Annotated in this window: 22 protein-coding genes; 9 read left to right on the top strand and 13 right to left on the bottom strand. The window is 50.6% G+C overall.

The genetic code is table 11. The annotated features are described in order from the left end of the window. Positions 1-260: 260 nt before the first annotated feature. The 3 genes from ACN0R1_RS16970 to hexR all read right to left on the bottom strand — a co-directional run bounded on the left by ACN0R1_RS16970 (position 261) and on the right by hexR (position 3415). Entirely contained in the window at positions 261-1706 is a 1446-nt protein-coding gene (locus ACN0R1_RS16970; protein ID WP_417585026.1) for a TrkH family potassium uptake protein, read from the bottom strand. 441 nt (positions 1707-2147) lie between these two features. Further along, positions 2148-2354, bottom strand: a complete 207-nt coding sequence (locus tag ACN0R1_RS16965; protein WP_417585024.1) for a PA3496 family putative envelope integrity protein — start codon at positions 2352-2354, stop codon at positions 2148-2150. A gap of 170 nt (positions 2355-2524) precedes the next feature. Then, positions 2525-3415, bottom strand: coding sequence for a transcriptional regulator HexR (gene hexR, locus ACN0R1_RS16960; RefSeq protein WP_417585022.1), 891 nt, complete (start codon positions 3413-3415; stop codon positions 2525-2527). A gap of 178 nt (positions 3416-3593) precedes the next feature. Between hexR and ACN0R1_RS16955 the strand changes: the two genes are divergently transcribed. The 3 genes from ACN0R1_RS16955 to ACN0R1_RS16945 are packed head-to-tail and all read left to right on the top strand — an operon-like array spanning position 3594 to position 4937. After that, the gene (locus ACN0R1_RS16955; protein ID WP_417585020.1) at positions 3594-4196 is read left to right on the top strand and encodes a YjaG family protein; all 603 of its coding nucleotides are present in this window, start codon (positions 3594-3596) and stop codon (positions 4194-4196) included. After that, positions 4196-4456, top strand: a complete 261-nt coding sequence (locus ACN0R1_RS16950) for a hypothetical protein (protein ID WP_417585018.1) — start codon at positions 4196-4198, stop codon at positions 4454-4456. Before ACN0R1_RS16955 ends, ACN0R1_RS16950 begins: the two co-directional genes overlap by 1 nt. A gap of 13 nt (positions 4457-4469) precedes the next feature. Further along, positions 4470-4937, top strand: coding sequence for a hypothetical protein (locus ACN0R1_RS16945; protein WP_417585016.1), 468 nt, complete (start codon positions 4470-4472; stop codon positions 4935-4937). Here the strand turns inward: ACN0R1_RS16945 and ACN0R1_RS16940 are convergent. The 10 genes from ACN0R1_RS16940 to ACN0R1_RS16895 form a co-directional block, all read right to left on the bottom strand. Beyond that, complete coding sequence (locus tag ACN0R1_RS16940; protein WP_417585014.1) at positions 4917-5855, bottom strand: NADP-dependent oxidoreductase; 939 nt, start codon at positions 5853-5855, stop codon at positions 4917-4919. The genes ACN0R1_RS16945 and ACN0R1_RS16940 overlap by 21 nt on opposite strands. A gap of 46 nt (positions 5856-5901) precedes the next feature. Beyond that, complete coding sequence (gene phoR / locus ACN0R1_RS16935) at positions 5902-7215, bottom strand: phosphate regulon sensor histidine kinase PhoR (protein ID WP_417585012.1); 1314 nt, start codon at positions 7213-7215, stop codon at positions 5902-5904. Between the two features lie 23 nt (positions 7216-7238). Further along, positions 7239-7934 (bottom strand): phosphate regulon transcriptional regulator PhoB, encoded by a 696-nt coding sequence (phoB, locus tag ACN0R1_RS16930; RefSeq protein WP_417585010.1) that lies wholly within the window; start codon positions 7932-7934, stop codon positions 7239-7241. Between the two features lie 98 nt (positions 7935-8032). Next, complete coding sequence (gene ubiA, locus ACN0R1_RS16925; protein ID WP_417585008.1) at positions 8033-8899, bottom strand: 4-hydroxybenzoate octaprenyltransferase; 867 nt, start codon at positions 8897-8899, stop codon at positions 8033-8035. After that, positions 8892-9437, bottom strand: coding sequence for a chorismate--pyruvate lyase family protein (locus ACN0R1_RS16920; protein ID WP_417585006.1), 546 nt, complete (start codon positions 9435-9437; stop codon positions 8892-8894). Before ACN0R1_RS16920 ends, ubiA begins: the two co-directional genes overlap by 8 nt. Before the next feature lie 108 nt (positions 9438-9545). After that, the gene (gene phoU, locus ACN0R1_RS16915; protein ID WP_417585004.1) at positions 9546-10307 is read right to left on the bottom strand and encodes a phosphate signaling complex protein PhoU; all 762 of its coding nucleotides are present in this window, start codon (positions 10305-10307) and stop codon (positions 9546-9548) included. Between the two features lie 37 nt (positions 10308-10344). Continuing rightward, a complete protein-coding gene (pstB, locus tag ACN0R1_RS16910; RefSeq protein WP_417585002.1) occupies positions 10345-11103 on the bottom strand; it encodes a phosphate ABC transporter ATP-binding protein PstB in 759 nt (252 codons plus the stop codon). Positions 11104-11114: 11 nt separating this feature from the next. Continuing rightward, positions 11115-12107, bottom strand: coding sequence for a phosphate ABC transporter permease PstA (gene pstA / locus ACN0R1_RS16905; RefSeq protein ID WP_417585000.1), 993 nt, complete (start codon positions 12105-12107; stop codon positions 11115-11117). A gap of 8 nt (positions 12108-12115) precedes the next feature. After that, a complete protein-coding gene (locus ACN0R1_RS16900; RefSeq protein WP_417584998.1) occupies positions 12116-13777 on the bottom strand; it encodes an ABC transporter permease subunit in 1662 nt (553 codons plus the stop codon). Beyond that, entirely contained in the window at positions 13774-14742 is a 969-nt protein-coding gene (locus ACN0R1_RS16895) for a PstS family phosphate ABC transporter substrate-binding protein (RefSeq protein WP_417584996.1), read from the bottom strand. Before ACN0R1_RS16895 ends, ACN0R1_RS16900 begins: the two co-directional genes overlap by 4 nt. A gap of 110 nt (positions 14743-14852) precedes the next feature. Here ACN0R1_RS16895 and ACN0R1_RS16890 point away from each other — a divergent pair, with 110 nt between their 5' ends. The 6 genes from ACN0R1_RS16890 to ACN0R1_RS16865 all read left to right on the top strand — a co-directional run bounded on the left by ACN0R1_RS16890 (position 14853) and on the right by ACN0R1_RS16865 (position 21482). Continuing rightward, complete coding sequence (locus tag ACN0R1_RS16890; RefSeq protein ID WP_417584994.1) at positions 14853-15884, top strand: substrate-binding domain-containing protein; 1032 nt, start codon at positions 14853-14855, stop codon at positions 15882-15884. A 109-nt stretch (positions 15885-15993) separates the two neighbouring features. Continuing rightward, a complete protein-coding gene (pstC, locus tag ACN0R1_RS16885; RefSeq protein ID WP_417584992.1) occupies positions 15994-17379 on the top strand; it encodes a phosphate ABC transporter permease subunit PstC in 1386 nt (461 codons plus the stop codon). 3 nt (positions 17380-17382) lie between these two features. Beyond that, positions 17383-18762: a phosphate ABC transporter permease PstA gene (gene pstA, locus ACN0R1_RS16880; protein ID WP_417584990.1), complete on the top strand. Its 1380-nt coding sequence runs from the start codon at positions 17383-17385 to the stop codon at positions 18760-18762. Between the two features lie 35 nt (positions 18763-18797). Then, the gene (gene pstB / locus ACN0R1_RS16875) at positions 18798-19604 is read left to right on the top strand and encodes a phosphate ABC transporter ATP-binding protein PstB (protein ID WP_417585028.1); all 807 of its coding nucleotides are present in this window, start codon (positions 18798-18800) and stop codon (positions 19602-19604) included. 22 nt (positions 19605-19626) lie between these two features. Then, a complete protein-coding gene (phoU, locus tag ACN0R1_RS16870) occupies positions 19627-20343 on the top strand; it encodes a phosphate signaling complex protein PhoU (protein WP_417584988.1) in 717 nt (238 codons plus the stop codon). A 128-nt stretch (positions 20344-20471) separates the two neighbouring features. After that, a complete protein-coding gene (locus ACN0R1_RS16865) occupies positions 20472-21482 on the top strand; it encodes an ArsJ-associated glyceraldehyde-3-phosphate dehydrogenase (RefSeq protein WP_417584986.1) in 1011 nt (336 codons plus the stop codon). The last annotated feature ends 5 nt before the right edge of the window (positions 21483-21487 follow it).

The raw sequence follows: 21487 nt of genomic DNA, 5'->3' as shown, positions 1-21487 counted from the left end.
GTCGGATATAAGCGTGCAACACATCTGCTCGAGTCAAAAATAGCTTGCAACACGGGCGGGTCCATATAAGCTCACTCCGTGAGCGAAATGATTCGCCCGGAGACCGGGCTCCTACAACAAGGTGCGCATTCACCCGGAGATTGGGCTCCTACAAACAAGGTGCGCATTCGCCCGGAGACCGGGCGCCTACTTTTGGGGTGAGAATTTTCTAGGAGTGTAGGAGCTCACTCTGTGAGCAAAATGTGCCCGAGCGCTTATGTCTAGCCTCTCCAAAACACAGGTGTCAGTAGTACCATTACCGTCAATAATTCCAGGCGCCCCAGAATCATAGTGAATCCGAGAATCCACTTGCCAATATCTGATACGGCTGCAAAGTTACCAGCTGGTCCGATCATGTCCCCCAGGCCCGGCCCCACATTGGTCAGGGCTGTGGCAGCTCCGCTAAGTGCGGTGACAAAATCCAGGCCTGTTGCCGCTAGTGCCAGTGTGACAAGTGCTAATATCAAAAAAAATAGAAACGAAAAAGCCACGGCCGACACCATGATATCGTCTGATACTGCTTTGCCATTGTAGCGGATAGAAAACACCCCACGAGGGTGTACAAGCTTATTCATTTGATCACGAAGGAATAACCAGGACAGCTGGAAACGGAAAATTTTCATCCCCCCACTGGTGGACCCTGAGCAGCCTCCGATAAAGGTTACGATGAAGAAAAAGCTTATGCTGAAATAACCCCAAAGCGTGTAATCTGTTGAAGCATAGCCAGTGGTAGTGATCACCGATACGATATTGAAAGCGGCATGTGTTAGCACCTCAAAAGGCGCACGCTCGGTGGTCAGCAGTTGTTGCAGTGTTAGCACACTGATTAAAGTTAATACCAGCAGCAGGAAACCTTGTGCCTGCTGATCCCTGAAAATAGCCAGACTAGGCTGATTCAAAAAGCGGATATACAGCATGAATGGCATGCCACCAATCAGCATGAAGACTACAGATATCCACAAAATACTGTTGCTAAAACGCCCCATGGAACTATCGTCGGTGGCGTATCCCCCTGTAGATACGGTTGTCAGGGCATGATTGATTGCATCGAATAAGGTCATGCTGGCGGCAAAATAGGAAAGTGCACAAGCCAGGGTAACACCAAGATAGACCAGCAATAGGCTACGGGCCATTGCATGAAACCGTGGTAAGGACTTTTCCGACCAGTCGGAAGACTCGGTCTGGAATAAGCGCATGCCGCCGACTTGCAAAAATGGCAGGATCGAAACCGCCATTCCTATTACACCCAGTCCCCCCACCCACTGCAACATGGAGCGCCACAGTAATATAGAGTGTGGCAGAGTGTCTAACTTAGACATCACTGTCGACCCGGTTGTAGTGATACCAGAAACGGCTTCAAACACGGCATCTGTCAGGGATAGGGGGTGGTGACTAAGCATCAACGGTAGGGCGCCATAGAATGAAAGTGACAGCCAGCTTAGGCTGGTCAGCAGATAAAGCTGACGTGCATTCAGTGCAAATCTGTGACCATAGCTCGGCAGCATCAATAGTAGACCCGCCAAGGCAGCCAAGCCGGATGACAAAAAGAAGGTGCTGTATTCTTCATCATTGGTCATCGAGGCGAAAACTCCAGGTACAAGCAGCAGCCCCGCCATAATAAAAGAGAGTATGCCACTGACAAAAAGGACCGGGCGGAATAGCTTCATCCTGTCACTCCTTCAGAAATAGCCAATTCCTGGCTGTAGCAGCTGTTTTGTTTGCTTCAGCCTGTGCTTGTGGACTAGAAGATGAAGAGTATATGTTGGTAGCGTGTAACAATTCGAGATAGTAAAACTGCCATGAGCGTAAAAAAAACGTAAAAATGTTATTCGTCAATGCTGAAGGTTTCAGTATTGCTTAGAAGCTACCAAGGTTGAGGGAGGGGGGGTTACAGAGCATGCGGGGACCCTGCGGAATTGGGTGGGTATATTGGTTGCTCGGAGCTGTAGGAGAAATAATTCGCTCGGAGACCGAGCTCCTACAAACAAGATGCGCATTCGCTCGGAGACCGAGCTCCTACAAACAAGATGCGCATTCGCTCGGAGACCGAGCTCCTACAAACAAGGTGCGGATTCGTTCGGAGACCGAGCTCCTACACGCAGGTCAGGTTATTCGTCGTCGAACCACCTTTCACGGTCTATGAAGGCGGCTAGGGCAGCCTCTTCACGGCGCTTTTCTATGGCGCGACGGGCTTCAAACAGGCGGCGGGTGGCGGTCTGTTTACGACGGTTTTTTTCCTCGACATCATAACCAACCAGAAGGTCAAACACTTCGGTCTGAATGGGGTCTAGGTCCTGCTCCTGACGTATCAGCATACGATTTAACTCCGATCTGTGATGCAGATTGAAGAGGAGGCGGCCTGATATAAGCCGTCTCCCGGCTGTAACACTGTCCTGACTCTTTTTTTAACCGATTTTGGCATCGATTTCAAATAGGATTTAACAGTGATAGGCTGATTTTAGGCAAAAAAAGTGACAGGAATGTTTCAGTCGTTATCGTCGGCTTGGCGACGAGTGGGCATCAACCGGTCATTCTGACGCAGGCTACGCAGGCTGCGTTTGATGGTTTTGAGGTGGTCAAACAAGGCTGGCCCCAGCTTCATGGCAACGCCAACGGCGAGAATATCTATGACTACCAGGTGTACGACCCGTGAAGACATCAGTGTGCTGAGGTCTTTATCTTCTTCCACATCGACATGGATGGGGATGGTGGCCAGTTCAGCCAGAGGGGTTGTACCTGGGCAGAGGGTAATGACGGTGGCACCGGTTTCACGCACCAGTTTTACCGTGTGCAGCAGATCTTTGGTACGCCCTGTCTGGGAGATGGCCACAACGACATCGCCTAGCCCCAGTGTCACGGCTGAAATAGTCTGCATATGGGGATCGGAATAAGCGGCGGCTGACACCATCAGGCGGTAGAACTTGTGTTGCGCATCGGCGCAGACGGGCGCTGATGCACCAAAGCCGTAAAACTCGACACGATTGGCTTTAGCCAGCGCATCGATTGCTTCTTCGAGTAGTTGCGGATCAAGTTGCTCACGGATATTGATCAGATTGCCAATCATCGAGTCGAAGATTTTCTGCTTGAACTCGATCACCGTATCTTTAGTGTCCATCGAGAACTTTTCAAAGCTGGCATTACTGGCAAGGCCTTGAGCGAGAGTGAGCTTGAAGTCTTGAAAGCCATCGTAATTCAGCGCGCGACAGAAACGTACCACGGTCGGTTCGCTGACATTGGCTTCCGAGGCAAGATCAACAATGCGCATATGAATCACGTCACTGGGCTGTGCCAGTACAAAATCGGCCACCTTCTGTTCAGACTTACGGAGTTTTTCCCGTGAATCGGCGATGGATTTTAGAAGATTGAAGGAGTTCAACACGGATACCTGTCAGCTGCTGGCCGTTAATCAGGCCTTAGTATAGCAATGAAATCTTCCCGCGCCTAACCTCCGTGGTTGCTAGGGGACTGAAATCAGCCATGTTATGACTACAGATCCTGACATAGACCACGTACAATAGACATTGATTGACTAAACCCCTCGACGGAGTCTTTGAATGAGTGATATCCAGCAACTGGAAGCACAACTCGGCAAACTGAAACCCTGGCAGCTGACGGCGTTTGCAGCGGCGCTGACTGAGCGTATGCTGCCAAACTTCACCCTGTTTTCACGGTTGTTGGAGTTTGGTGATGCCCAACAGGTGCGGCGGATACTGGATGGTGTTTGGGAACATCTTGCCGGCGGGGCTTCGATGAACTTTGAAGTGCAGCTGGATCATGTCGAAGACAATATGCCGTCGCTGGACGAGTTCGACATGTATGGTGCCATGCCTGCGCTGGATGCGGTGGTAGCCCTCTATTCCACTCTGGTGTGTATCCTGGAATCAGATCCGGCTGAAGCGGCTAATATTGCTGACCTGTCACGTGAGTGTGTGGCCACCTTTATTGAAGTTAACGAGGCCGATCCTCAGCTGTCCGATGCCGAACTGATGCGCTTTATCGCCGCGCATGATTTGATGCAGGATGAAGATGCCTTTCAAGAAGAGGTGCTGGAGCGCCTACAGGATCAGCAACAGCCTAATAAGGCGTTTATCCGTGACATCCGCGAACTGGCGGGTAATCAGGGTGTCAGTAATCTTGGAATCAGTGATAACGAATAATGCTGCGAGTCGGTCTGCTACTGCTGGTGCTGCCAGCGCTGTCATTGATGGGGATGTTCTTTGTTGAACAGATGCACATTAGTGATTGTGCTCAGGTCGGTGGTTACTGGAACTATCTCCAGGGGCAGTGTGATCTGCAACAGCAACACTCTTTTATCCCCCTGATGGTTCGGCGTCCACTGTTGGTGAATGGTGGTATGTTGCTCAGCTGTCTCGGACTTTTGCTAACGATTGCCGGACTCTATCGTCGGCGCCGATAATTAATGGATAGATATGCGTAAGAAAATAGTCTGGACCCTACTGGCATTGAGTTTGTTGTTTGTTATCTGGGCGGTGTTTTTTTCGCCGCAATGGCTTGAAGGGTTCAATCAGCAGCGTGCTGATGAAGCGAGTGTTTTTCGTCAGCAGGGTTTGACAGCGGGCGAACAAATGGATCAACAGGGATGTCAGGATCAGGCCTTGACGGGCTTTGCCGCCTGCTCAGACTCTAACTTTGTCTGTACCGTCAATCAGGGAGTTTTCTTGAAATCCTGCTTTGAGGTTGCTGCACCCACAAATGGTTTTTGTGACGGTGTGCCAGCCTTCCATGATAAGGCCACGGAAGAAGAAAAGGATTGGGCTAAGTACAACTGTTGGGATATGGATATACGTGGTGAGGGCTGCAGACTGCTGTTGCGTCAACGCATAGAGTTCTGCGATGCCCTCGGTTCCACGTCGACGTCAGCCGGTTTGCAGAATTAATTTACCGCTAATATGCCCGCTGGCACTAAGCTTGTGGGCTTGAGCGGCATCCTGTAACGGCAACACCTGTGCCACTTTCAGCTTAAGCTGGCCGCTGGCACAGAGCCCGGCAAGCTTGCCAAGCTGGCTGGCATTGGGTTCAACGCGGATAGATATCACCTCAACATCGGTACCTTCGGCGGCAGCACTGACCTGTGCGGCTGTCACAGAGGGCAGGGTAACCAGTCGACCACCCGGTTTCAGGGTTATCAAAGCCTCTATGGCCGTATCACCCCCGACACCATCGAGAATCAGTTCAAACTGGCCAGCCAGGGTGCCCATATCCAGGTCGCGGTAATCAATCACTTGATGACAGCCCAGTGATGTCAGGTAATTTCGGTTGGCGGCCGAACAGGTGGCACTGACCTGAGCACCTTCCAATACCGCCAACTGCACTGCCAGATGACCCACGCCACCTGCACCGGCCAGTATCAACACCGACTCGCCAGCCTGCAGCTGGCCTTTATCAAACAGTGCTTGCCAGGCTGTCAGGCCTGCCAGCCCTAATCCGGCAGCCGTCGTGGCATCCAAACCTTCCGGGCGCAAGGTAATTTGATCTGCTGGTACACAGAGTTGTTCAGCATAGCAGCCTGCCGGATGGGGAAAGCGAACTAACCCGAGTACAGCATCCCCCGGTTTATAATCACTGACACCCTCGCCGAGTGCTTCGACGACACCGCTGAACTCCCAGCCAGGAATAAAAGGAAAGGATTCAATAAAACCAGAAGCACCACCGCCGGAGCAGGTTTTCCAGTCGATGGGGTTAACGCCTGCAGCTTGATTACGGATCAGTACTTCGCCGGGTCCCGGTTGTGGCATATCGATAGTTTCGAAGCGCAGGTTATCGGGTTCATGGGCATGGATCTGGATTACGTGCATGGCTTACTCCACTTACAAAACTCTTGGCCGAACTGGCCTGAATCGATCAGGCATTATCGGTTGCTGTCGCCAGTTTTTCCAGTGCGATGAGCATATCGGCTGGAAACTGGCAGCTAAAGCAGCTGCCTTTACCCAGGGTGCTGCGGATTTTAAGCTGGCCACCATGGCGAACCATTACGTACTTTACAATCGACAATCCTAGCCCAGTGCCACCACTCTCACTGGCGCGCCCTTCGTCCACCCGATAAAAGCGTTCGGTCAGGCGTGGAATGTGGAAGGCTTCAATGCCTGGGCCATTGTCATATACACTCAGATAGCCACCCTGGGCATCCGTATGCCAGACGATGCGGATTTCACTGCCTGCTGGGGTATAGCGTACGGCGTTGAACACCAGATTGGAGAAAGCGCTGTGCAATTCATTGTCCTGGCCTAGCAGGTCATAATTCGGGTCAACTTCAATGCTGATTCGATGTTGTTTGTCACCGCTGAGAACCAGGGCATCACGTTTGATCTCTTTCAGCATTAACTGGATATCCACCGGCATGTCTTCGGTGAGGTGTTCGGTGGACTCCAGGCGCGATAGCATCAGCATGTCTCGGACCAGGCCTTCCATACGTTGTGTTTGTTGTTCCATCTGCTTCATGCCACGCAGTATGGGGCTGGGCAGGGGCTGGTCGAGGAAGGTTTCCAGGTAGCCACGAATCACTGTCAGCGGTGTGCGTAGCTCATGAGAGGCATTGGATACAAAACTCTGGCGGGTTTGTTCCAGTTTTTTCAAGCGTGAGATATCCCGTGCTACCAGTAGCCGATCACCCTGGCCAAACAGGGTGATGTGGTACTGCAGTGTGATCTGTTCGTTGATCGGGGAGTTGAGTTCGAGTGGGTCGTGGTAATTGCGTTTCTTGTAGTAACGGATAAAACGGGGGTCACGCAACAGGTTGAGGATGGATTTTCCTTTGTCGACTCGTGGCTGTAATCCGAGAAGGGTTTCGGCTGCTGTATTCCACCACTCAAGCCGGTCCTTGGTATCGATAATAACGACGCAATCTTCTAGTGCGGCCGATGATTGTTGGTAACGGTGAATGACCGCCGTCAGCTTTTGTTCCCGGTCGCGGCTGCTTTTTTGTTTGCGATAAATTGTGTAGAGCAAGTCACCCCAACTACCGGGTAAGTCTGGGGGCTCTATGTCTTTGTTCATAATCCAGCGAAGGGTGCGTACCAGAAGCCACGCCTGGTAAAAGCTCCAAACCAGTAGCACCAGTGTCAGTACAGGAAAAAACTGGCCCAGCATCACGCCCGTAACGGCTGCAAACAGCAGTATCAGCAGTAGACTGTAGATGATGCGAAAGGGCGATTTCATTTTTCAGTTATGAATATCCGTGTTTATCCGCCTTGAACAGAGAAACGGTAGCCTGTACCACGCACCGTTTGAATAAGATAATCATGGCGGTTACCCAGGGCCTTGCGCAAACGTCTGATATGCACATCGACAGTGCGCTCTTCAACATACACATTACCGCCCCAGACCATATCGAGCAACTGACTGCGGGAATAGGCTCGATCAGGGTGGGTCATGAAAAACTGCAGCAGACGAAACTCAGTGGGGCCAAGATCAACAGACTGTTCTACGGAGGTCACCCGGTGTGATATGGGATCTAATGTCAGCTCATCGACCGTGACCGGCTCTTCAATGCCCTTGGGTGTGGTCCGGCGCAATACAGTTTTCAGCCGAGCAACAAGTTCACGTGGAGAAAAAGGTTTGGTGATGTAGTCATCTACACCGGCTTCCAGCCCCTGCACCTTATTGTCTTCTTCAGCTTTGGCCGTCAGCATAATAATAGGTACATTGGCGGTAGTTTCATCACGGCGTAAACGACGCGCAAAATCAATACCATTGGTACCTGGCATCATCCAGTCAAGCAATACCATATCGGGCATTTGATCCAGAACGGCTGCATGTGCTTGTTGAGCATTCTCCGCTTCAATGCATTCATAACCCGCCATTTCCAGGGCAACGGCAATCATTTCGCGGATGGGGGCTTCGTCATCTACGATCAGCACACGCTTGGCAACTGACATGAAATCACTCCATAGCTGTTTTAGTGGTGAACGTATTACAAGTCTTTTCTGTTACAGTAATATGACAGACTGAAACAAATGTAAAATTCCCCCCGATCTCAGGCGGCATAGTGCAACACGATCCCCACCAGAACGGCCAGCTCGGCCAGGTGGTTATTCAGAAAGGCTTTGAAGCAGCCATCGCGAGCGCGGTGCAGGGTCAGCCATTGTTGATAGATAAAGCAACCGGCTGCAATGGCAACGCCAGTGAAGTACCAGCCGGAAAATTGCTGCATTAATCCTATCCAAATCAGTAGCCCAACAACGGTCAGTTGCATCAATCCAATAATCAGACGGTCAGCCTGACCAAAGCGCACCGCCGTTGACTTGACGCCAATACGCAGGTCGTCATCCCGGTCCACCATGGCATATTGGGTGTCGTATGCCACGGTCCAAATAATTTTAGTCAGGTAAAGCAGCCAAGCAATCCAGGGCAGGCTGTCGGTCACGGCTGTGAAGGCCATCGGGATGGCCCAGCCAAAAGCCGCACCCAATACCAGCTGCGGGTAATGGGTATAGCGTTTCATGAAGGGATAGCAGAAAGCCAGCGCTATGCCAATAAACGACATCATCAGTGTTAGCGTATTGGTAAACAGCACCAGTGCGAACGCCAGCAGCATTAATGCTACAAATAATATTATCGCTTCGCACGCGGTGGCGGCTCCCGTTGCCAAAGGCCGGGTAGCTGTGCGCTTAACATGTCCGTCAATATGGCGATCAGCGAAATCATTGATGACACAGCCTGCTGAGCGGGTTAGTAATACACCCAACAGAAATATAATCAGCAGCTTAGGGGTGGGAACACCTTCGCTGGCGATCCACAGAGCCCAGAGTGTTGGCCAGAGCAGCAGCAGGGTGCCAATGGGGCGGTTCAGGCGCATCAGCCGTATATATACGGCTGCTTTGTTGAGTAGTAAGTCAAACATGATCGTCAGCTTTTAATGAAGGATAAGAAATGTCCGCCATGGCAGGCAAAAATACTTCACTGACCAGTAAGGGGCCATGGCTTAGCTGGAACACTGAGCGTCGCGCCCAGCAGTGATGCTGCTGATGCTGTAACCGGCAGACTTGCAGCGGGCCTCGGCGAATCGCTGGATCTTTGAACAACAGGCTGCCAAGAGAGCGATTGCCGAGTAACAGCAGGCGTCGATCAGGGCCTCTGAGTGTTCTCGAGGGGATTACTGAGCGGGCAAATACCCAGGGAGTACCAGCTCCGCTAAGGTGTACTTCACGAATCAATGCCATCTGTCGCTGCGGAATTCCCAACAATCTGGCTTCCGAACGGGTTGGCTGTGCCCAGGTTAACTTGAGCAGTTCAACGTCCAGTTGGTTGTGGCTGGCCAGGCGCAGTTGGTGAGTCAGTGAACCTCGCTCACAGAGCCAAGGGCGCCAGTGCATGGGTATGGCCGGGCGTCGTCGGATTGATTGCCAGTGGGTCTGGTTGTACCGTGTGTCCCTTGCCATGGATCGATTCAAGTCAGGTCAGTCCGCATCATCAGTGAGCGCAGAGTGTAGCATTTTAATCTGCGCCCCTGAATATGTGTACTGCCTGATTAAGAGGGTGTTTAGGGTTTACTCGCTGTTCGGATTCAAGTCCAGCTCATCATCCGGGGAGTCATCACGCAGTGCTTGTTTAATGCTTTTTAGCGTCTGGTGGCGGACATCGGAACCACTGACCTGATAGATCAGGTGCTCAGACAGATTACGCGCATGATCTCCGATCCGCTCCAGGCTGCGTAATACCCACATGATATTCAGTACAACAGAAATAGAACGAGGGTCTTCCATCATGTAGGTCACCAGGGAGCGCATGGCGGAACGGTATTCTGTATCGACACGTATGTCCTGTTTGGCCACACGGTAGGCCATAGCTAAGTCTCGACGAGCAAAGGCCGTGAGCACATCGCTGACCATCTCGGTCACTAACGCACTGATATGTCGTACCTCCTGATAACCTTGAGGTTTTTCACCGCTATTATAGATTTCTATAGCATGTTTGCAGATGCGGCTGGCTTCATCACCGATTCTTTCCAGGTCAGAGACCGAGCGGCTGATCGAGACAATCAGACGCAGATCGCTGGCAGTAGGCTGACGTATCGCAATTGTCTTGGTGCACTGATCATCAATACTCAACTCCATCTGATTGGTTTGCTGGTCCAACTGCCGGGATTCTTCTGCCAGCTTAGGATTGTTTTCAGTCAGTGCTCTGATTGCATCACGAACCTGGCGTTCGACGATACCGCCCATCGCCAGCATTTCGGTACGGATGCTTTCCAGTTCATGGTTGAATTGCTGTGAAATATGGCGGGAAAAGCCTTCCGGTTGCGTTTGCATAGTTTACACCTCGGTGTTTCGTTATTGTTAGGTGGCTTCAGGCATAACGTCCGGTGATGTAATCCTCTGTGGCCTTGTGGCGTGGATTGGTGAACAGGTCTCGAGTTAGACCTGTTTCCAGAATCCGTCCTTGATCCAAAAAGGCGGTAAAATCGGAAACCCTGGCAGCCTGATGCATGTTATGTGTCACCAATACAATAGTATAGCTTTGTTTCAGTTCGGTGATTAGCTCTTCAATTTTTAACGTGGAAATGGGATCCAGTGCTGAAGCGGGTTCATCCAGCATCAGTACATCGGGTTCTACAGCGAGCGCTCTGGCAATCACCAGACGCTGTTGCTGGCCTCCGGAAAGTTCGTTGGCATTGCGATTCAGTTGGTCTTTGACTTCATCCCAGAGCGCTGCCTGACGTAAGGAGCGTTCGGCGGCCTCATGTAGTTGATGACGCTTGCGGACACCCAAGAGCCGCAAGCCAAATACGACATTGTCATAAATCGACATAGGGAAGGGATTGGGCGACTGAAAGACCATGCCTACCCGGCGTCTTAACTCGGGTAGATCGTAATATTTTTGATAAATATCTTCACCGTCAAGACAGACCGAACCTTGAATATGGCAAAGATCATTCAGATCGTTCAAGCGATTGATGCACTTCAATAGGGTGGATTTACCACAACCGGATGCACCGATAAAAGCGGTTACCTGATGTGCAGGCAGCTGCAGATTAATCTGTTCCAGCACGGTTCGATCACCAAAACGCAGGCTTAAGTCTGTGATCTCGATTTTTGCTGGCTTCATGGCACTGTTTCTCAATGATGAAGGGTGAATTGGCGAAAACGCTGGCGCAGGCGCTGACGGATAATGATAGCAGTAAGGTTTAGCGTAATAACCAGTGTGACCAGAACCAGAGCGGCAGCAAACACCAGTGGCATCACATTACTACCGGCCGGACTCTGCATGCCGACATCAAATATATGATACCCAAGATGCATCACATTACGATCCAGGTGCAAATAGGGAAAGGTTGTATCAATCGGCAGTTGCGGTGCTGTACGGACCACACCTACCAGCATCAGCGGAGCTACCTCGCCAGCCGCTCTGGCAATTGCCAGGATGATACCGGTCAGAATAGCGGGCGTGGTCATGGGTAGCACCACACGCCACAGCATTTCTGTCTGAGTGGCCCCGAGTGCCAGGCAACCACTGCGATAGTCTTTAGGGATCCGTGACAGGCCTTCTTCGGTCGCTACGATGACCACGGGTAGCGTTAGCAATGCCAGCGTCAGGGATACCCAGATCAGCCCTGGTGTACCATAGGTGGGTGTAGGCAGCTGTTCAGAATAAAAGAGCTTATCAATGGAACCCCCCATAATATAAACAAAGAACACCAGACCAAATACACCAAAGACAATCGATGGCACGCCAGCCAGGTTGTAGATGGCAATTCGCAATACCCTCGTCATCAGATTCTGACGGGCGTATTCGCTCAAGTAAATAGCGGCCAGAACCCCGATGGGAGTCACCAGCAGTGTCATCAGGAAGACCATGGTCATGGTGCCGAACAGGGCTGGAAAAATACCGCCTGCCTGATTATTTTCATGCGGCGGTTCGCTGAGAAACAGCCAGATATTCTGCAGGAAACGCACCAGGCGTTGTGGCTCACCAGCCTCTGGCCAGAAATGACTGAGTCCCTGGATACCAATCAACAGTAACAACGCGGCGACCAGCATCAGTGACAGCAGAAGCATGGAGCCACACAGCCAAAGCCAGAGCAAATCCTGTCTAAACCAGCCTAGTCGCATGAATAACCTCAAGAATGCCTGTAGTGACGGTAAAGGTTCTCACGAACCACGGCTGCCAAGGTGTTCATAATGAAGGTCAATAAGAACAACAGTGTAGCGGAGAGTATCAAAACCCGGTAATGGGTTGAACCCTGCATGGCTTCAGGGGTTTCTATAGCCAGATTTGCTGCCAGACTGCGCATGCCTTCAAACAAACTAAAATCGCTGACCGGGCTGTTACCACTGGCCATTAATAGAATCATGGTTTCACCCAGCGCCCGTCCAGTACCGATCATGATAGCAGCAAAAATACCTGCCGCCGCCGTGGGGACGATCACCCGGATTACCGCTTGCCAGGGGCTGGCACCGAGCGCCATCGCACCCTGGCGCAAACTATCCGGAACACTGATCAGCGCGTCCTCCGTCAGAGAGAAAATCACCGGCATGATGGCCAGTCCCATCATTAACCCGATCACCAGACCATTGCGCTGTTGATAATCTATCCCTTGTATAGCCAACCACTCAATCATATTGCCTTGAAACAGCCAGACTTCCAGCCAATGCCCAAACTGCCAGGCTAGCAGCAGCGCTAACAGCAGTAAGACCAATATGCGTGAGAGCCCTGACCACTGGGTTGTTTGTGACTCACGGAGTAGGTTTAGGGAATACAGTAGTGCATGGATCAGAATCAACAACAAGGGGGTCAACAGCAGCAAACTGAGTGCGGTGGCGAGATGTTGCTCCATCAGAGGAGCCAGCCAGAGCCCGGCAATAAAGCCCAGCACCACCGTCGGGAAGGCTTCTGCAAGCTCCACGGCTGGTTTGACCCAGGCCCGAGTTCGCTCATTCAGAAAACAGGCGGTATAAATGGCAGCTAAGATAGCCAACGGAATGGCAAATAACATCGCGTAAGCCGCTGCCTTGAAGGTTCCGATGGAGAGCGGTACAAAGCTGTATTTGGCTTCAAAACGGTCGGTATTAGCCGAGGTTTGCCAGATATAATCGGCCTGTCGGTGGCCCTCATAGAGCCAGGGTTTCCACAGCAGCGACCAGGAGAATTCCGGATGGGGATTGTGCAGTTGCAGGGTTTGCTGTTGTCCGATTACATTTTGTAACTGAATACTGTCACCCTTTTCAGAGATATGTATCTGCTCCAGCGGTAATACCTGGCTCTGGTACTCGGCCAGCATTCTGCCACTGGTGGCATGGTGTAGACGAACCAGCCCCGAGGGGTCGTAGCTGATAAATCCTTTGCTGCCGGGCAGCGCAAGTAGCCGGGTGTCTGAGTGCTGTGTTGGAAATTGTTTGGCTAAAATCATAGCTGAGCTTTCAGGTTGCAAGGGGTTGATCAGCCACTGGCTGATCTGGCCTTGTGAATCGACCAATATCACCGAGGCCTGACCATAAAGCCAGATGGCATGGGCCGAGGAGGCGCTTCCCGAGGGGAGAGGGGGCATTTGTTCAGCATGGGCTGACGGGACAAGCTCAACACTTTCCTGGGTATTAGGCACTTCACGCATATCTGCTGAACCAAATAAAGGCAGTGTTTCCCAGAAAAGGAAGATAAACAGACTGGCTAGTGCCAGGATCACACTGGTTGCAGCCAGGCGAATTAGTTGGCGTATGAGTCTATCTTTGAGGCGTCGGTAACGTTGATAGCCTGGAGACAGATGGCGGCGCGGCTGTGTCATGATGCAGCGGCCTCAAAAATTTGTAACTGTGTTTCATACTGGTTTACTGGCAGGGGGCGCAATCCTGAAGCCTGTAAAATGGCTTGCCCTTCGGCCGAAAAAATAAACCGTAACCAGGCGTGATAATGAGCAGGCAGGGGGGTATCGGGTGGTTGATTAATATAGAGATAGAGAGTACGTGCAAGCGGATAATCAGTAAGGGTATCCAATGGATGGCTGAGTGGCGACGAAGTCTGTACCTGCAAGGATAGCAGCTTAATGCTGGGGTCCCGGTAGGCCACGCTGGCGTAGCCGATAGCATTTTCGGTCGCTGCGACACCTCGGACCACGGCGATGGAGCCAGGCAGTTCAATCAAGCGGTTGATAAAGTCACCACCGGCTAAGGCCAGCTCGCGGAAATCACCATAGGTACCGGAGGTCACGCTACGACTGAATACAGCAATATGGCGGTTGGACCAGGCCGCGCTGTCCTGCAATTGATTCCAGTGTGACAGGGCTGTCGGGTGGCCTCGCAGACGGGTTGAAGAAAAGATTGCATCGAGTTGTGTCAGTGTCAGATGACTGAGCGGGTTGTCTGGGTGTACAAAAACGGCGATACGATCTTCTGCCAGTGGTACTTCGGTGACGTTGTAGCCATGATTGGCCTGAAACTGACGCGATTCCTGTGAGCTCATGCGTCGGCTCATCGGCGCGAGTAAGGTCGTTCCACTGATCAGAGCGGTTGCCGCTGAGGATGAGCCACCGGTATGCAACTCCAGCAATATTTGTGGATGCTGCTGCTGGAAAGCTTCACTCCATTGGCTGATCAAACGGCTCAGCGTATCTGATCCGACCGTTGAAATAACTCCGTTTAAAGACGATGTTTTGTCTGCCGCCAAAGTGTTTTGGCTAACCAGCAATAGCAGTAGCAGTAAGTGTTTGCTGAGGCCGATTGCCTTGTAATAAAAATGTAATATTTCCTTCACTTTGCTGAAATATTTCCTTGTCAGAATACCACCTTGTAAGAATTAGCGACCTGGGTGATCACTTGAACAGCATTCGGGTCGTATTAACAAAACTAAACGAGGATGCCTCAATGACGTTTCGTAACAAAGCTCTCGCCATCGCGATGACCGCAGCCGCTGCCGTTGCCTTCACTGCACCAGCTATGGCGCGTGATACCATTCAGATCGCTGGTTCTTCAACTGTACTACCTTTTGCTTCGATTGTTGCTGAAGAGTTCGGTAACTCTTTTCCACAGTTTAACACGCCTGTTGTAGGTTCGGGTGGCTCCAGTGGCGGTTTGCGCCAGTTTTGCCAGGGTGTTGGCGAAAACACTATCGATATTGCCAACTCTTCCCGTGCGATTCGTCCTGCCGAAGTTGAAAGCTGTGCCGCAAATGGCGTAACTGAAATCATTGAAGTGAAGTTTGGCTACGATGGTATTGTGTTCGCTTCACGTACAGATAGCGGTACTTTTGCACTTGAACCGCATCATGTATTCCTGGCTGGCGCTGCACAGATTCCACAGAATGGTGAAATGGTAGCCAACCCTTATACTCGCTGGTCTGAGATCGACAGCTCGCTGCCAGATCAGGAAATCGTACTGGTTATTCCTGGCTCTAACCACGGTACCCGTGAAGTTTATGAAGAAAAAGTTGTTCACCCTGGATGTGAAACTTTTGAAGAAGTTAATGCACTGGAAAAAGAAGCCAAAACCAATTTCTGTAATGCCATTCGTACCGATGGCCGCGTTGTAGAAATCGCTGGTAACTACACTGAAACTCTGGCTCGTCTGGATGCACAGAAAGATGCCTTGGGTGTATTTGGTCTAAGTTTTTATGATCAGAACCGTGACCGTCTGAAAGTGGGAACTGTTGGTGGTGTAATTCCAAGTCTGGAAACCATTGGTACTGGCGAATACCCAGTGTCTCGTCCTTTGTATTTCTACATCAAAAACCAGCACGTTGGTGTGATTCCTGGTCTGCTTGAATATGCTCAGTACTTCTTGAGCGAGCAAGTAGGTGGTATGGGTAGCATGCTTGAATCTGCTGGTTTGATTCCTATGGACATGACAGAGCGTGATGAAATCACCGCCGCTGTAATGTCTCGGACATTGTTGGACTAAGCAAATCGCTGAATCAAAAAACCGAGAATGTCACAGCATTCTCGGTTTTTTTGTCCAGGATGTTGATGCAAATTGCTGTAAATGAAACCTTATCGACGCTGGAGCCGATATGAGTAACCTGGTACTGATTGCCGTACTGTTGATGATGATGGCCTTTGTATATCAAGTGGGACTGGTACGCAGTCGTAAGGTCGCTATCACAACTTCGGGTGATAAAGTTAGATTGCATTCTCGCCCTGTATACCATGGCATGTTACTGGCGCTATGGACAGTGGTCCCCGCCGCTATCATTTTTGTAGGCTGGACTTTTACACAGCCGGGTATCATTGAATCGATGGTGGTTTCGCAGTTACCACCAGAGGTTATATCAGGTAGTGTTAATGATATACGCAATGTACTGCAAAGAATTACAAACTTATCCTCAGGCTTTGGTCTGACTGATGAAGCCTTACCCTATGAATTAGCGGCTGCGGAGCATATGCAAAAGCTAAAAACCACAGGGAATTTGTTAATGTTGGCATTGATGGCCTCGGTTGCCGCTGCCGCACTTGTCTTTAATTTAAAGCGTATCCACCCAGATTTACGCGCTCGAAACTCTGTAGAACGTGTCGTTCGATTCCTGTTGATTGCCTGCTCAACGGTCGCGATTTTGACCACGATTGGTATCGTTATGTCTATGTTTGGCGAAGCGATGCGTTTCTTTTCGTTTGTCAGTCCAATGGACTTCTTTTTTGGAACCACATGGAATCCGCGTTTCTCAACCATAGGAACTGAAGGCCAGGGTGGCTTTGGCATGCTGCCACTGCTTTGGGGCACCCTGATGATCGCCATCATTGCATTGCTAGTGGCTGTGCCTGTGGGGTTGATGACCGCGATATATCTTGCTGAGTATGCGCACCCGAAAGTAAGAGCGATTGCGAAACCTGTTATCGAAATTTTAGCGGGTATTCCGACGATTGTTTATGGCTTTTTTGCTTTAGTGACGGTGGGCCCTTTCCTGGCAACAATGGGTGCGACCTTGGGGCTGGATATTCGTGCAACATCCGCGCTAACAGCGGGGATTGTTATGGGGATTATGATTATTCCATTCATTTCATCCCTATCAGATGACATTATCACCCAAGTACCTAAAGCCATGCGAGATGGGTCCTTAGGGTTAGGCGCAACCAAATCCGAAACCGTTCGCAAAGTTGTTTTTCCAGCGGCCTTGCCGGGGATTGTCGGTGCGATCTTGTTGGCAGCCAGCCGCGCAATCGGTGAAACCATGATTGTAGTTTTGGCCGCGGGTAACAGTCCGGTACTGACGGCAAATCCTTTTGAAGCAGTCTCTACCATGACGGTGACCATCGTCAATCAGCTGACAGGTGACCAGGACTTTGCTAGTCCACAGTCCTTGGTAGCCTTTGCTTTGGGTTTGACTCTGTTTGTGATCACCTTATGTCTGAACGTTGTGGCATTGGTCATCGTTCGTAAATACCGTGAACAGTACGAGTAAATTATGAATACTGAAACAGTGAATATGCCAGATCAGAACGATTTGGCGAAAAAACGGGATCTGATGCAGCAGCGTGTTACAAAGTCACTGAAGCGTCGTCATTCTCAAGAACAACGCTTTAGAATGATGGGTATTGCGGCCGTGGCAATGGCGCTGGCTTTTGTGGCACTGCTATTCATCACCATCTTGTCAAAAGGTGTGCCTGCATTTTGGCAAGCGCATATCACTCTTGATATACATTTTGATGAGCAGATAATTAAAATTGATGAAAAACCGGTTCGCATGGCGAGTGAATCGGAAGCTGAGTTTAATCAGCGCTTCCTGGCATGGCAGACTCAGCTAGGCTTTATTAATTTTAATAGAATTATTCTCAATGCGATTGCTAACGAGATCCCTGAAGCGGCTGATCATCCACGTGATGCCATGCAGTTGGTGACGTCAGGTGAGCGCTTTGCTCTACGCGATATGGTACGAGATGATCCGTCCATTATCGGGACAACGCAGCGTTTAACGCTGCTGGCTGATGCTAATATCGATGTTTGGGTCAAGGGAAATGTTGATCGCGACTTACCTACGTCACAGCAACAGATTTCAACGCTTACTCAAGAATGGGCGGATGAGCTGGCAGACCGTGGTGTGATTGAAAATCGCTTCAGCACATCGTTATTTATGAACCCTGACTCACGTAGCTCTTTAGCCTCGGCCGGTCTGGCGGGTGCCTTTATGGGCTCGTTGATGATGATGTTAATCGTGATGTTCCTCGCCGTACCTATCGGGGTTGCATCGGCGATTTATCTTGAAGAGTTTGCACCGCAGAACAAGCTAACTGACCTCATCGAGGTGAATATAAATAACCTGGCCGCCGTACCTTCCATTGTGTTTGGTTTGCTCGGTGCATCGGTATTTATTCTTTGGTTCAAGTTACCGCTTTCTGCACCCATAGTCGGTGGTTTGGTGCTGACCTTGATGACATTGCCGACGGTTATTATCGCTACGCGTTCGACACTAAAGGCTATTCCACCGTCGATTCGTTCAGCCGCGCTGGGTCTTGGTGCTTCTAAAGTGCAGGCCGTGTTACATCATGTATTGCCCTTGGCGATACCGGGTATTTTGACTGGAGCGATTCTCGGTATTGCTCAGGCGCTGGGTGAGGCGGCACCCTTGTTGCTGATCGGTATGAGCTCCTTTGTAGCGAGTGTGCCATCGACACCGTTTGAGCAATCAACGGCACTCCCTGTGCAGATCTTTTTGTGGCAAGGTAACGAGCTACGTAACTTTTTCGAGGCGAGAACCTCTGCAGCCATTGTTGTACTACTGGCGCTGATGATCTCGTTGAATGCTGTAGCCATCTGGCTGCGCAAACATTTTGAAACACGGTGGTGAGAGAGATGAAAATGGAACAGCCAACAATGGGTGCCATGCAGATGAGTTTTGATGACAAACAAAAAAACTCGGCAACCTCAAGCACCATCAAGATGAGTGCCCGTGATGTCAAGGTCTTCTATGGTGATGCTGAAGCCCTGCACGGCATCAATATGGACCTGTATGAAAACGAAGTGGTAGCTTTTATCGGGCCATCTGGCTGCGGTAAGTCGACTTTCCTGCGCTGCTTCAACCGTATGAATGACACGATCGATTCGGCACGGGTTACCGGCGAGATCCTCTTGGATGGTCGCGATATACACGACAAAAAGCTCGATGTAGTGCAGTTACGGGCACAGGTGGGTATGGTATTCCAGAAACCCAACCCTTTCCCCAAGTCCATATATGAAAATATCGCCTATGGTCCACGTTTGCATGGCCTGGTGGATAACAATAAAAGCGATCTGGATGAGATAGTGGAAACCAGCTTGCAGCGTGCGGGTCTGTGGAAAGAGGTGAAGGATCGTCTGGATGCACCCGGTACCGGCCTCTCAGGCGGACAACAGCAGCGTTTGTGTATTGCGCGTGCGATTGCGGTCAGTCCTGAAGTGATCTTAATGGATGAGCCTTGTTCAGCTTTGGATCCCATTGCTACGTCGATCATCGAAGAGTTGATTGATGAACTCAAGGGCAGCTACACCATTGCCATCGTAACGCATAATATGCAGCAGGCAGCGCGTGTGTCCGACAAAACCGGCTTTTTCCACCTGGGTGATCTGGTTGAAATCAACGAAACACGTGAGATCTTTACCAATCCAAAAGATTCACGTACTGAAGATTACATAACCGGCCGTTTCGGTTAAATCCACAGGATCAGGAGCAAGAATGAGTATTCAACGTGTCGATGGGCATACTTCCCAGGCGTATAATGCCGAAATGAATGAAGTGGTCAATGATGTATTGGCCATGGGCGAGCTGGTAATCCAGCAGGTGGAGAGAGCCTTAAATGCTTTCATCAATGCCGATGCCACTTTAGCTCAAGAAGTGATCAGTGCTGACACCTCAATCAATGATATGGAAGTAGAGATTGATGATAAATGTGTGCAGATACTGGTCAAGCGCCAACCTGCCGCCGGTGACCTGCGTGCCGTGATCGCGGTGATCAAAACGATCAAAGATTTAGAGCGTATTGGTGACCAGGCAAAACGTATTGCCCGCATGGCGGCTAAGTCGGATAACAATGTGTTGCCGCCTAAAGAGTTCAGTGAATTTGCAACCATGGGTGGTCATGTTACCCAGATGCTGCACGGAGCAATGAGTGCCTTTCGTCGAATGGATGCCGATGAAGCTCTGAAGGTGGCTTTGCTGGATAAGCAGGTTGATAGTGATTATGAGGCGATCCTGCGCCAGAATATGACCTATATGCTGGAAGATCCTCGCAATATTACCCGTATGGTCGAAATGACATGGGTAGGACGTGCCATTGAGCGTATCGGAGACCATGCCCGCAACGTCTGTGAGTATACGATTTATTTCGTAAAAGGACGTGATGTTCGCCACACCAACGATGAAGAGTTGCAGGCGATCGTACGCGATAACTGAACCTGGTTCTATTCGATCTAAATAAGCCTGTTTTCTTTGGAGAACGGGCTTTTTTGTCATTTTTTTGTCATATATTCCTGCCAAGCTAGCATATACTTACATGCATATATACTGTGGAGAGCTGACCGATGGCGATTAAAGTGGGTATCAATGGTTTTGGTCGTATGGGTCGTCTGGCGTTACGGGCGGCCTGGGACTGGCCAGAATTTGAGTTTGTCCAGGTTAATGAACCGGCCGCTGGCGCCGAGAGTCTGGCCCACTTGCTTAACTTCGATTCGGTACATGGTCGCTGGGGTCATGAAGCGGGTGCTGAAGATGGTCAACTGGTGATTGCAGGCAAGCGCATCCGAGTAACGCAGGAAAAAACGCTTGAGGGTAATGACTGGTCAGGCTGTGATCTGGTGTTCGAGTGCTCTGGCAAGATGAAAACCAAGGCCCAGTTGCAAGTCTACCTGAATCAGGGTGTTAAGCGCGTGGTAGTCTCTGCGCCTGTCAAAGAGCCGGGTGTGCTGAATGTGGTGATGGGCGTCAATGATCATCTGTATGATCCGTCGTTGCATTCGATCGTCACCGCCGCCTCTTGTACCACCAACTGCCTGGCACCAGTGGTGAAGGTGATTCATGAGTCACTGGGTATTCGCCATGCCAGCATGACCACCATCCATGATCTGACCAATACGCAGACCATTCTGGATGCACCTCACAAAGACCTGCGCCGGGCACGAGCCTGTGGTAGCAGCCTGATTCCTACAACTACGGGTTCCGCTAAAGCCATTATTGAAATTTTTCCAGAGCTGGCCGGCCGTATTAACGGCCATGCTGTGCGTGTACCACTGGCCAATGCGTCTTTGACTGATTGTGTATTTGAAGTCATGCGTCCGACCAGTGTGGAAGAGGTTAATACGCTGCTTAAAGCGGCGGCAGAAGGACCACTTGACGGCATTCTTGGCTATGAGGAGCGTCCCCTGGTATCCGTGGATTATCGTGGTGATTCCCGTTCCAGCATTATCGATGCCTTGTCTACCATGGTGGTGAATGAAACCCATGTGAAGATCTATGCCTGGTATGACAACGAATGGGGTTATGTTCTCAGAATGGCAGAGCTGGGCCGCAAGGTTGGCTTGATGGATAGCGAGTAATCACC

The sequence above is a fragment of the Nitrincola sp. genome, assembly GCF_048264025.1.
Lineage (GTDB): Bacteria > Pseudomonadota > Gammaproteobacteria > Pseudomonadales > Balneatricaceae > Nitrincola.
Note: the sequence above shows the minus strand (reverse complement) of the source record. Positions and strands in the feature narration are given on the sequence as shown.

What these genes read in the sequence shown, in the direction of transcription:
- ACN0R1_RS16970 (WP_417585026.1), bottom strand. Translation starts at nt 1,706, where the DNA reads ATGAAGCTATTCCGCCCGGTCCTTTTTGTCAGTGGCATACTCTCTTTT.
- ACN0R1_RS16965 (WP_417585024.1), bottom strand. Translation starts at nt 2,354, where the DNA reads ATGCTGATACGTCAGGAGCAGGACCTAGACCCCATTCAGACCGAAGTG.
- ACN0R1_RS16955 (WP_417585020.1), top strand. Translation starts at nt 3,594, where the DNA reads ATGAGTGATATCCAGCAACTGGAAGCACAACTCGGCAAACTGAAACCC.
- ACN0R1_RS16950 (WP_417585018.1), top strand. Translation starts at nt 4,196, where the DNA reads ATGCTGCGAGTCGGTCTGCTACTGCTGGTGCTGCCAGCGCTGTCATTG.
- ACN0R1_RS16945 (WP_417585016.1), top strand. Translation starts at nt 4,470, where the DNA reads ATGCGTAAGAAAATAGTCTGGACCCTACTGGCATTGAGTTTGTTGTTT.
- ACN0R1_RS16940 (WP_417585014.1), bottom strand. Translation starts at nt 5,855, where the DNA reads ATGCACGTAATCCAGATCCATGCCCATGAACCCGATAACCTGCGCTTC.
- phoR (WP_417585012.1), bottom strand. Translation starts at nt 7,215, where the DNA reads ATGAAATCGCCCTTTCGCATCATCTACAGTCTACTGCTGATACTGCTG.
- phoB (WP_417585010.1), bottom strand. Translation starts at nt 7,934, where the DNA reads ATGTCAGTTGCCAAGCGTGTGCTGATCGTAGATGACGAAGCCCCCATC.
- ubiA (WP_417585008.1), bottom strand. Translation starts at nt 8,899, where the DNA reads ATGTTTGACTTACTACTCAACAAAGCAGCCGTATATATACGGCTGATG.
- ACN0R1_RS16920 (WP_417585006.1), bottom strand. Translation starts at nt 9,437, where the DNA reads ATGGCAAGGGACACACGGTACAACCAGACCCACTGGCAATCAATCCGA.
- phoU (WP_417585004.1), bottom strand. Translation starts at nt 10,307, where the DNA reads ATGCAAACGCAACCGGAAGGCTTTTCCCGCCATATTTCACAGCAATTC.
- pstB (WP_417585002.1), bottom strand. Translation starts at nt 11,103, where the DNA reads ATGAAGCCAGCAAAAATCGAGATCACAGACTTAAGCCTGCGTTTTGGT.
- pstA (WP_417585000.1), bottom strand. Translation starts at nt 12,107, where the DNA reads ATGCGACTAGGCTGGTTTAGACAGGATTTGCTCTGGCTTTGGCTGTGT.
- ACN0R1_RS16900 (WP_417584998.1), bottom strand. Translation starts at nt 13,777, where the DNA reads ATGACACAGCCGCGCCGCCATCTGTCTCCAGGCTATCAACGTTACCGA.
- ACN0R1_RS16890 (WP_417584994.1), top strand. Translation starts at nt 14,853, where the DNA reads ATGACGTTTCGTAACAAAGCTCTCGCCATCGCGATGACCGCAGCCGCT.
- pstC (WP_417584992.1), top strand. Translation starts at nt 15,994, where the DNA reads ATGAGTAACCTGGTACTGATTGCCGTACTGTTGATGATGATGGCCTTT.
- pstA (WP_417584990.1), top strand. Translation starts at nt 17,383, where the DNA reads ATGAATACTGAAACAGTGAATATGCCAGATCAGAACGATTTGGCGAAA.
- pstB (WP_417585028.1), top strand. Translation starts at nt 18,798, where the DNA reads ATGCAGATGAGTTTTGATGACAAACAAAAAAACTCGGCAACCTCAAGC.
- phoU (WP_417584988.1), top strand. Translation starts at nt 19,627, where the DNA reads ATGAGTATTCAACGTGTCGATGGGCATACTTCCCAGGCGTATAATGCC.
- ACN0R1_RS16865 (WP_417584986.1), top strand. Translation starts at nt 20,472, where the DNA reads ATGGCGATTAAAGTGGGTATCAATGGTTTTGGTCGTATGGGTCGTCTG.